This window comes from Pinibacter aurantiacus, from assembly GCF_019130065.1.
GTDB classification, from domain to species: Bacteria; Bacteroidota; Bacteroidia; order Chitinophagales; family Chitinophagaceae; genus Pinibacter; species Pinibacter aurantiacus.
In genome coordinates, this window is record NZ_JAHSPG010000015.1 from 148,658 (window position 1) to 160,474 (window position 11,817).

Genomic DNA, 11,817 nt, shown 5'->3' on the forward strand with positions numbered 1-11,817 from the left:
TTTGAGATAGGTAGCACACTAAATATGGTAATGCAATATTTTGCACCCTCTCATAACTCACAACTCATAACTTTTTCGTGCGCGAAAATCTGTCGCGAATATTACGTGAATGTTACCAATTCAGAATTTCTACAGAATTGAACAATTGTACCCGACAAAACATATAATGTAATTATTCGGTTGTGCGTAACCGATAACATCATTTTAACATAACGTCTGGATAACATAAACTTAACATCGGGGGTCTACTATTGCGGCCTGAAAATTTTCACAATCAAACTTTTGACAAAAGAAATGCAGTGCGAGGCGTTGATCAGCTCTCATGCTTCATTTCTTACCAAATCAAACTCAAATGAATCTTTCTACCGCAATTTGCCTTGGGCCCGAAACGCCCGGCAGTGCTTGCTTATCCGCCATCAATTCGCCGGCAGGTGTAAGCAGCAGAAAACAAAAACTAACTTCTCTTTTGAGCATTATTGCACTGGTATTGTTTTGCGGCGCTTCTTTTGCGCAGCAAAAACTGGTATCAGGTTCAGTAAAAAATGCAGCTGACAGCAAGCCTGTTGCAGGAGCTTCAGTAATGATCAAGAAATCGAAGAAAGGCACAAACACAGATCTTGATGGGGTGTTTAAAATCAATTGTACGGAAGACGATACATTGGTTATCTCCGCTGTTGGTTTTAAACCAAAAGACGTTAAAGTTGGAAAGCACACACAGCTTAGTGTTACACTGATAGGGTCTGCAGAAGATTTGCAGGAAGTACAGGTTGTAACGGCGCTGGGTATCAGACGTGCCAACAGATCTCTTGGTTATTCCACTACAACTGTGAAAGGTGAGCAATTAACAGAAGCAATGGCAGGTAACTGGACGGATGCATTGTCTGGTAAAGTAGCCGGTTTAAATCTTATCAGATCAAACAGCGGCCCTGCAGGTTCCAACAAAATTATTCTTCGTGGTGAAAACAACCTGACCGGCGATAACGAAGCGTTGATCGTTGTGGATGGCGTGGTGATTAACCAGGGAAGTGGCAGAAGGACGTCTAATGGTGGCGAAACTGTTTATGGTACAGGTAGTGATAACATGCCTGCAGATTACGGTAGCAATTTAAATGATATCAACCCGGAGGACATCGAGTCTGTAACAGTGTTGAAAGGCCCTGGTGCCGCTGCATTGTATGGCCAAAGAGGTGCTAACGGTGCAATCGTTATTACAACAAAGTCTGGTGGCGGAAGCAAAAAAATGAGCGTAACTGTTCGCTCAAATGCGAGTGCTGAAAGAGTTAACCGCTGGCCGGATCTGCAATACGAATATGGCCAGGGCCTTGCCGGTGCTGACTATTATTCCTATGGTGCAGGCGTTGATGGTGCGAGCACAAGTGGTACGAGTTCTGCATACGGACCAAAATTCGATGGACAAAAATTCTATCAGTTCAACCCCGGTACACAGGCACAGGATTCAATAAGAACGCCGTGGGTTCCTTACAAAGATCAAAGCCGCGAATACTTTCAAACGGGTCAAACATACACGAACAGTATCAGCGTTGAAGGTGGTACTGAAAAAACAACTGCAAGATTTGGTCTTACAAATGTTTCCAACAAATGGATTCTTCCAAATACGGGCTATAAGAGAAACACCGTTTCTATGTCTGTTAACTCAAAGTTGAGCGACAAACTGACCATCTCTTCAAAAGTTGATTATAACAATAAATGGAGCGACAACTTGCCTGGCGCGGGTTATGGCAATCAATCAATCATGTACTGGTACATTTTCTGGCAGCCAAGTGCAGATCTTAACTGGTTGAAAAACTACTGGCAAAATGGTAAAGAAGATAAAGCAATCGAATATCCATTCAGCTCTTTCCCTGAAAACCCTTACGCTGTAGCCTATGAGTTCATCAACAGAATGAACCGTAATGCTGTAACAGGTAACATCCAGGCTACTTACAATTTCACTAAGGAATTGAGTCTTCAGGTAAGAACGTCTTTGGATATGTCTTACGAGCAACGCGCCCAGGAGCGCCCTTATGATGCCGGTGCGAAATTCCCTAAAGGAAGCTACCGCACTCAGAATATCTTCTCTATGGAATCTGGTGCTGACTTCTTCTTAAGATATACTAAGAAGATCAATCACGATTTCGACATCAATGCTTCTATCGGTGGAAGCATGTTGAGAAACAATTACAACAAAGACGAAGTTCGCGCAGATTCACTTACTTATCCTGGCATCTATTCAATGGCTAACGCTGCCGGTCCTTTGGTTACCGTACCGGTGAAAAGCAAATACAACATCAACAGCTTGTACGGTATGATCACGGCGAACTATAGAAATATGGTTTACCTCGACCTTACAGGAAGACAAGACTGGAACTCTGTTTTGGCAACGCCAACACGTACTGAGAACGCAGGCTTCTTCTACCCTTCAGCTAACTTAAGTTTCATTTTATCTGATGCCGTAAAACTTCCGCAAGCAATCAGCTTTGCAAAACTTAGATTCTCTGCATCTGGCGTAGGTAGCGGCGGTACAACTCCTTACATCACTTCATTCAACTACACATCTGCAGGCAGCTTGTTTAATGGTGGTTTGGAAAACCCAACAACACTGGCTAATCCAAACCTGAAACCACTTAAAACAATCACTTACGAAGCAGGTGCAAATGTTGAGTTCTTCAAAAACCGCTTAGGATTTGATCTTGCTGTATACCAGGGTAGCACAAAAAACCAGATCCTCAGACGTATAGTTGACCAGTCTTCAGGTTATCCGTATTCAATGATCAACATTGGCCAGGTTAACAATAAAGGTATCGAGCTTGCAGTTAATGCAACACCGATCATGAACCCTCATGGTTTCAAATGGACAACAGGTCTTGTTTTCTCTAAAAACGTAAACACGATCAAGCAATTGGCTGACAGTTCAGTTGTGTTGTTTAATGGCCCTACAGGCGGTGCGCAATTGGTGGCGCAAGTTGGTGGAAGCATCGGCGATTTGTATGGAAGAGGCTATGTACGCGCCCCGGACGGACAGGTGGTATATGATGGCACTACAGGTTTTGCATTGATCTCAGATAATGTAAAAAAATTAGGTAACACTAACCCTAAAGGAAAAATTGGTTTCACCAACGATTTCACTTACAAACAGTTCCACATGCACTTGTTGTTTGATGCGCAATATGGTGCAGTTGCTTACTCTCTTACTCATTACAAAATGGCAGAGCAAGGTAAGATCACAAGCACCCTTCCCGGAAGGTACAGCGGTATTATTGGTAACGGTGTTGTTTTGGGCAAAGATGGTTCTTATACAAAAAACACAACGATCGCCACTGATATTGATAACTACTACCGCTCTCATTTTGGTGTTGATAATGCTGAGGGAAGCACATTCTCTACAGACTTTATCAAGTTCAGAGAGTTGAGCCTTGATTACACGATCAATCCTTCTATCACAAAAAGAATCGGCGTTCAGCGTGTAACAGTGGGTGTTTACGGAAGAGATCTTTTCATCTGGAGCAAATGGCCGGGCTTCGATCCTGAGTTTGGAACATTGAATGGTTCTGACATTCTCCAGGGTTTTGAAATTGGTCAGTTCCCATCTACAAGATCATTCGGAGCTAACATCATCGTTGGTTTGTAACATTATTAAGAGCAATTATTATTTACGATTATGAAGACAACTTTTTATAAAATTTCAACTGCAATAATCGCGTTCAGTGTTGCACTTACTTCCTGCACAAAAGATTTTACAGAAGTAAACACTGACCCGAACAATACGCCACACGCACTGCCACAGCAGCTTTTGGCGCCTGCTTTAGCAAGCACTTTAAACTATAACCTGCTCAGAAATCGCAACGTTAACAACGAGTTGATGCAGGTGACTGTTGACATGGGCGATGGACAAGGAGAGATCTTCAGATACGACATTCGCGATAACGTATCTGACTACCTGTACAATGGCTGGTTCACTGATCTTACCAACTATAAAGATCTTTATACAACTGCCAGCGATTCTCTTACCCTCAACACTTCGTACATGGGTATCTCCCAAATCTGCCAGGCATGGGTTTATTCTATGCTTACAGATACTTACGGAGATGTTCCATACTTCCATTCAAACGAAGGAAGAGATAGCCTGAATTTCACTCCTGCTTTTGACAAACAAAAAGACATCTATGCAGACATTTTTAAAAGACTGGATGCAGCTGATACTTTGCTGAAAAAAGCAACCGCTATCGTCCCTAACAGTGATCCTGTTTACAATGGAGATGTAAGCAAATGGAGAAAGCTTGGCAATTCATTATACCTGCGCTTATTGCTTCGCATTTCAGGCAAAAAGGAAGTTGCAGACGACTGCATCAAACAGATCCAAAGCCGCATTGCAGATACGGTTAACCATCCGATCATGACAAGCAATGCTGAGTCTGCGATCTTGAAATGGACAGGCGGCGCGCTAGTTTCTCCTTACGTGAGTGTGAGGGCGCAAGACTTCAGGGCTCCTGCAATTTGCAGCTTTTTTATCGATCACCTTTCTACATGGGCCAGTCCATTCATCGACATTCCTACCTACGGTACAAACGGTGTGTGCAGATGGGGCATCGCTCCTGCTGCAGGTAATTTCATTGGGGTGCCAAGTGGATATTCACCGGGTACCGGCGCACCAAAAGGTGCTTATTTCTATGGAACGGACCAAACTGTCAACAATGCTGTTCCGCTGACATTGCAAACAGATCCGAACACAGGTATCATCATGACTTACTCTGAGTTGAATTTCATTATGGCCGAGTGCATAGCAAAGGGATGGATCACTGGAAATGCTGCAAACTATTACAATGCAGGTATTCAAAACTGTATTACTCAGTGGATCCCAACATGGAACAAGAAGATCACAGACTACACCGGCGCTGCTGATATCACATGGGATGATGCCGCTACTTTGGATGAGAAAATGGAAATGATCCACTTGCAAAAATATTATGCATTGTTCCTTACAGATATGGAGCAGTGGTTCGAATACCGTCGTACCGGCCACCCTGTGTTGCCTAAAGGGGCAGGTTTGCAAAACGGTGGTGTAATGCCGGCAAGATTAAAATATCCGGTGTACATCCAGTCAACAAACCCAACCAACTACAAAGCTGCTGTTGCGGCACAAGGAACGGATGCGATCAGCACACAGGTTTGGTGGCAGAAACCGTAATTAGTCGGAGTGCTGTAGGGGCGAATCGCATTCGCCCTGATGCACAAACCGCAAGGTTAAATTGAAAACTGAAAGTTGAAAATTGAAAATGATTTTTCAGTGGAGAGTTGAGAATTGAGAGTGGAGAGTTGTTAAAGCAGTTTGCAAAATGATAACAGTTTTCAACCTCTCAGAAAAATTAAATTAAGCAAGCACACATTTGAAACGGAAGACAACAGGTTCACAAAAAAATCCCTGCCCGACTAAGTCTGCAGGCGGGTGTGTAAATCAGTCCAATCAGTATCATCAGTGTGCCAATCAAAAAAACTTATAATGAAACAAATATTAAAGTATTCCTTCTTCGCGCTATCATTAGCTTCATTGTGGGGATGCAAAAAAGACGTTTATCCGGGCGGCGTTCTAAGCCCTTATATTTCTGTATTTGACGTGAGACCATTGTATAAAGGAACTGACGTAATACTTACACGGGAAAACCTTCAGGATGCTGACAGTATCGCTGTTTTGGTTGTTTCTGATTTTTCTGGTGGCAACATGCCTGCAGGACTGTTGGCAGTGCAGGACGCACGCCGCCTGTCTAAAGTAAGAGGTATCTCTATCGACCTCGGAACAGCAGCAACAAAATATACAACGGGTGATTCACTGGTGGTGAAAATATCTGGCGGTACTTTGACGAGACCCAATGGCATTCTTAAAATCACCGGTCTTACAGAAAGCAACATCAGAAAAGTTTCTTCAGGAAATGCTATTCCGTCAACCCTTGTACCTAACAATTTGATACTTGCCAATCCGGACAACTACGAAAGTGCATTGATTACCATTTTAAAAGGCGGTTTCGATCCATTGCCTGCTCCCGGAGAAACTTTGAAGGGAGATAAAAACCTGAATGATGGTAACGGCAGCATTACGCTGCACACTGAGGCCACTGCATCTTTCGCTGATACCGTAGCCCCGGTATTGGCTAACTTCACAGGAATTGTATTCACCAGCAATGACGGTAAAACATCTAAAGCAACCTTCCGTTTGCGTACCGCCAAAGACATACAGTTACTAAGTTCGGAGGTTAAAGTTGCTCCTGTTGTGATCACAGGATTCCTTGCCGATCCTTACAACGAAACAACTAAAAACGAAGCAAACTACGAGTACATTCAATTAAAGGCTACAAAAGACATCGATTTTTCTAAAACTCCTTTTGCAGTAGTAACCACAAACAATGCAGGAGCTTCTACACCGGTAGGAAACCCTACCACAGGCTGGGCTACCGGCGGATTGCGCACTTTCAAATTCAACCTTTTCTCAGGAACAGTTAAGAAAGGTGAATTCTTCTACGTAGGCGGAACCGGCAAAAAAATCAACGGTGAAACATCCGGCGACATCAGTGCTGCAAACTGGATCAGAACTTTCGACTACACTAAAATTCCGGGCGATGGATTCGGTGCTGTAACAACAAATATCCTTGCAAACAGCGGAAACGCTTCAGGTATAGCAGTTTTCGCAGACAGCGCCGTAAACGCAAACTCTGAGCCTGTTGACGTTATGTTCATAGCTACTGGTGGTACAATATATGCCGCTGGTCCTCCTGAAGTAGGTTATCGTATCACAAATACTGACTACTACGATCTTAAACATCCACAAACATTGAAGTCGCAAGGCTTTTATAGAGCAGGCTCCAACACACGTGCACTTGCCTACCCTGCAGCAAATATTGGTTACTTTGAGTTGCTGGGCGGTGTGTATGATACCAATCTTGGAAGATGGACAACTGCAAGATCGCAAACGAACGTGTTGATCCCTTCAAAAGGCGGCACCATCGATATGATCGAAACAAACGGCACTGTAGTTAAATAAAAAATTCAAAACTCAAAAGTCAAAAGGTCTTAGGTGCAAGTTGCGCCTGAGGCCTTTTTACTTTTGAGTTTTGAATTTCTACTTTTTAATTGACGGAACCGACAACATTTCACAAGGTTGTTTGTTGTTTTGTTGGATTTCACAGGTCGCAGGTGGCTGGCTACCGGTTGTAAATGGTTAAACGCCAATTCTAATCCAGCATTCATCATGTTCGTAACTACATAACAATCTTGCACATAAGCTCCGGTGCCTGGCAACTTGAACCTTGTAGCTATCTTCTTACATCATTTCAAAAACATCTTGTATGAAAAAGATTATTTGCCACCTTTTAGTGTTTTCCATTTTCATGCTTTCAACGCATTTTGTTTCTGCTCAAATGCCAACAGCCTCCGAAAGAGCAACAAAAACAACCAACTGGATGAAATCCAACCTGCAATTGACAGATGACCAGGTTTCCAAAGTGCAGGACATTAACTTAAAGTATGCGAACAAAATGGATGATTTGAAAAACAGTACCGACACCAAGAAACAAAAAATGGCAACCATGAAAAGCGATGAATCTTCAAAAGACGCTGAGTTAAAAACTGTATTAAACGACAGTCAATATCAAACCTGGTTACAGAAAAAAGAAGAAATGAAAAAACAAATGAAAGAAAAGATGAAAGAGAAGAAAAGCCAGAAATAAAAATTAAAAAGTCAAAGTCAAAAAGTCCTGAATGCAAGTTGCATTTGAACTTTTTGACTTTTGATTTTTGACTTTGACTTTTGACTTTCAACTTTTTACTTGCATTGACAACCTCCGAAAAATTTTGTAACTTATAGGAACTAAAACTTCTACAGTGCAACAGGCACTTGACATTCCAGAGGTTATACAACGAAAAACAAATGCAGCACTAAACGGAAATGTTTATGAGATGGGGGTTGTTTTTGAATTTCTCCGTCCAAGACTGTATGCACTTGCACTTAGAATTTGCGCCAACAGTGCCACAGCGCAAGACGCCGTGCAGGATACGTTTATAGCAGCCTTTACGCACTTGCAAACACTTAGGAACAATCATTCTTTTTATCCCTGGTTAAAGCATATTCTCATCAATAACACTTATCAGCTACTTCGCAGGAAAAAGTTTGAGGAATATAGCGAACCAATGCTCATGAAAGAACAAATGATCTTTCACTCGGCCCAATCTGCTTTGGAGAAAACATCGAACCAGCAACAATTATACACGTCGCTACAGGAACTCTCGGAAGAATTGCGGTCATGCGTGCTGCTTCGTTATTTCAGCAATTACAATAGCTACGAAGAAATCGCCGCGATATTATGCATACCGGTCGGCACTGTTCGCAGCAGGTTAGCAGCGGCCCGTCAAAAGCTTTCACAGGTCTACAACAAATTCGATGATGCTGGCGATACAATTCTAAAAAATGCCAAAGAATGGTCAGGCTACTACTATCGCCTCTGGAGCAATCTGTATGATGACGCATACATGCGTAACGAACTATTTGACCACCTTCACCCCGCTATCAATATTCGTTTCACCAGTGGCAAATGCGGTAAAGGGAGACAAATCGTTGAAAAAGAAATAAATGAAGACCTCGTCCTGGGCACAAGGTTCAACGTACAGGAGGTGGTAAGTTGCGGAAACATTTCCGTTGTTGAAGGCCCAAACACCAATACGCCTGAATATCCTGACCGCTGCGCACCTTCCTCTGTATATGTTCTGTTCCGAAATCCGGCCAAGATGGTAGAAACCATCCACGTTTATGACGCTCCACGAAAATAATTTTCGTTTCCATCCGAACTTTTTGCATAGCTCATGTATCTCTCTAAAAACATAACCTATGCGCAACAAAATCATTTTACACGCAATCATTATTGCATTGCTTTCAGCCAATGTTTCTCTTCAAACACAAGCTCAAAATCAAGCACCAGCCGCCTTCACTAACCTCATGAAACTTCTTGGAAAATGGGAAGGCAAAGCCACTCTCATGACCGGTGGACAAAAGCATGAGTTCACCTACTACGTAGACTTTAAAAAAACCGCAGATGGCAGCGGTTTATACATGGACGAATGGTTCACCGACCCGCAACTTGGCACGCTAAAGGGATCAAATCTTGTTGGGTACAACAGCAATGACAACAAGATACACTGGTTCAGTGTCGACAACTTCGGTACAGCCCATGATCACCTGGGCGTTTGGAAAGCTGATAATCATTTTTACATGCAGGCAAACGAAATCCAGCAAAAGAAAAAGTTCCTCGAAAAAATAGACCTGGTGTTCAAAGACGACAACACGCTTGAATTTGCCTTGGTAAGTTTTTTGGATAACAAGGAGATAGAAAAAGGCAGCGCCGTTTTTCATAGGACGGAGTAAGTTAAAATTTAAAAAGTCAAAATTAAAAAGTCAAAAGATTTAGAGCGCAACTCGCACTCAAGACCTTTTGACTTTTTAATTTTGACTTTTTTATTTTCCCAATAAGTGTTAATTTGACACTCAACATTTACTTACCGGAATAACAAAATTGAACGCTATCATGAAAAAACGCTTCTTGCCATTTTTGCTGCTTGCAGCACTGGGCTCGCACGCACAATCAACAGACTACTCTATCACGGGAGTGCCATTTACTCAAGTAAAACTCAATGACCATTTCTGGCTGCCACGAATTCAAACCAATCGCACCGTAACCATTCCTGCTTCCTTCCAAAGATGTGAAAGCACAGGACGTGTCAGGAACTTCGAAATGGCCGCCGCAAAATCGGGCAAATTCTGCACCACCTTCCCTTTCGACGACACAGACATTTATAAAACACTCGAAGGCGCTTCCTATTCGCTGAGCGTTTTCCCTGATCCCGCTTTATCAAAATACCTTGACACACTGATCGATAAAATTGCAAAAGCACAAGAACCCGATGGTTACTTGTATACCGCAAGAACCATTGATCCAGCGCATCCGCACGCATGGTCGGGACAAGAAAGATGGGTGAAAGAAGCCGAGCTTAGTCATGAGCTTTATAACTCGGGCCATCTGTATGAAGCCGCTGTTGCGCACTACCAGGCAACCGGCAAAAAGAACCTGCTGAATGTGGCTCTGAAAAATGCCGATCTTATTTGTGCTGTTTTTGGACCAGGCAAACGCGGTGTTGCCCCTGGTCATGAAATTGTGGAAATGGGTTTGGTAAAATTATACCGCGTTACAGGCGACAAGAAATACTTAGAGACCGCAAAATTTTTCATTGAACAACGTGGCCAGCGAAAAGACTACGATGCGAAAAACAAGAACCCATGGAAAAACGGTTCTTACTGGCAGGACGATAAAAGTGTGTACGACCAAACGGAAGCCACGGGGCACGCTGTTCGTGCAGAATACCTTTACTCCGGAATGGCAGATGTAGCAGCGCTTACTGGTGATCAAAAAATGATTGCTGCTATCGACAACATCTGGAACAACGTGGTAGGCAAAAAAATGTATGTGCAGGGAAGCGTTGGAGCTATTCCTGACGGCGAGCGTTTTGGTGATAATTATGATCTGCCAAATACAACCGCCTACAACGAAACTTGCGCAGCTATTGCCGGTGTGTACTGGAACCAACGTATGTTTATGCTACACGGCGAATCCAAATACATTGATGTACTTGAAAAAACTTTGTACAATGGTTTGATCTCAGGAATTGGCTTGAACGGCAAATCGTTCTTCTACACCAATGCCATGCAGATCACCAACAACTTCTCCCACACAGCTATGGAACCTGAGCGTTCCGGATGGTTCGACTGCTCCTGCTGTCCTACCAACCTCGCAAGATTCATTCCCGCACTTCCGGGCTACGTGTACGCACAAAAAGGAACCGATGTATATGTAAACCTGTTCGTAAGTGGCGATGCGTCTGTTAACATAAACGGAAAACCGGTTCAGATAAAGCAGGAAAACAATTATCCATGGGACGGCAATCTTTCCTTCACCATCGATCCTAAAAAAGCAACGCCGTTCAACCTGCTCGTACGTATTCCGGGTTGGGCAAACAACGAAGCAATACCTTCTCCACTTTATAATTTTCAAAACAATTCGGCACAAAAAACTGTTGTAAAAATCAATGGTAGTGCGGTGGAATATACCGTTGACAAAGGCTATGCAGTACTCGCCAGGACGTGGAAAAAAGGTGATAAAGTAGAAGTTATTCTACCAATGGAAATAAGAAAAGTAGTAGCCAGCAACAATATTAAAAACGACATTAACAAAGTAGCACTGCAACGTGGCCCTCTCATGTACTGCGGCGAATGGAAAGACAATGACGGTCGTGTAAGCAATATTATTTTACCGGGAACTTCGTCATTTACAAGCGAATACAATGCGGCATTACTTAACGGAGTTACGGTGTTAAAAGCGAGTGTACCGGCTGTTGATATCAGCAACGACGGCCTGAACGTAAGTACCCGTGCACAATCTTTTACCGCCATTCCTTACTACGCATGGGCCAACCGTGGCAAGGGCGAAATGATGATCTGGTTCCCGGAAAAAGTGAAGGATGTGCAGTTGATGGCAAGCGATGAAGTGCTGACACCGGTTGTCAATCACTAACTACCTGTCTTTTAACCGCAAAGGACGCACAGTGGGCACCAAGAATGGAGGATACTTAGATATTTACCACTAAGACACTAAGGTTCACTAAGACACCCTAAGTGCGGCTAAGTGTCCTTAGTGCCTTAGTGGTAACTCTTCGCGCCCTTTGCGGTTGATATCCAGGCGCCAACAGCGCCAGTTCTAAAAATATTTTTTTAATTCTCACAATAAG

The 11,817-nt window shown here is 43.1% G+C and carries 7 protein-coding genes; all 7 read left to right on the plus strand.

Going from position 1 to position 11,817, the window contains the following annotated elements; translation table 11 throughout:
* Nucleotides 1-352 precede the first annotated feature (352 nt).
* The 7 genes from KTO63_RS19075 to KTO63_RS19105 all read left to right on the plus strand — a co-directional run bounded on the left by KTO63_RS19075 (nt 353) and on the right by KTO63_RS19105 (nt 11,603).
* Nucleotides 353-3,628, plus strand: coding sequence for a SusC/RagA family TonB-linked outer membrane protein (locus KTO63_RS19075; protein WP_232373252.1), 3,276 nt, complete (start codon nt 353-355; stop codon nt 3,626-3,628).
* Nucleotides 3,629-3,658: 30 nt separating this feature from the next.
* Nucleotides 3,659-5,185, plus strand: a complete 1,527-nt coding sequence (locus KTO63_RS19080) for a SusD/RagB family nutrient-binding outer membrane lipoprotein (protein WP_217793330.1) — start codon at nt 3,659-3,661, stop codon at nt 5,183-5,185.
* Between the two features lie 312 nt (nt 5,186-5,497).
* On the plus strand, nt 5,498-7,030 hold the full coding sequence (locus KTO63_RS19085) for a DUF5689 domain-containing protein (protein WP_217793332.1): 1,533 nt from the start codon (nt 5,498-5,500) through the stop codon (nt 7,028-7,030).
* 304 nt (nt 7,031-7,334) lie between these two features.
* Nucleotides 7,335-7,715 (plus strand): DUF4890 domain-containing protein, encoded by a 381-nt coding sequence (locus KTO63_RS19090; RefSeq protein WP_217793333.1) that lies wholly within the window; start codon nt 7,335-7,337, stop codon nt 7,713-7,715.
* A gap of 154 nt (nt 7,716-7,869) precedes the next feature.
* Nucleotides 7,870-8,811, plus strand: coding sequence for an RNA polymerase sigma factor (locus KTO63_RS19095; protein WP_217793335.1), 942 nt, complete (start codon nt 7,870-7,872; stop codon nt 8,809-8,811).
* A gap of 58 nt (nt 8,812-8,869) precedes the next feature.
* A complete protein-coding gene (locus KTO63_RS19100; RefSeq protein ID WP_217793337.1) occupies nt 8,870-9,403 on the plus strand; it encodes a hypothetical protein in 534 nt (177 codons plus the stop codon).
* A 160-nt stretch (nt 9,404-9,563) separates the two neighbouring features.
* Nucleotides 9,564-11,603, plus strand: coding sequence for a glycoside hydrolase family 127 protein (locus KTO63_RS19105; RefSeq protein WP_217793339.1), 2,040 nt, complete (start codon nt 9,564-9,566; stop codon nt 11,601-11,603).
* Nucleotides 11,604-11,817: the final 214 nt, after the last annotated feature.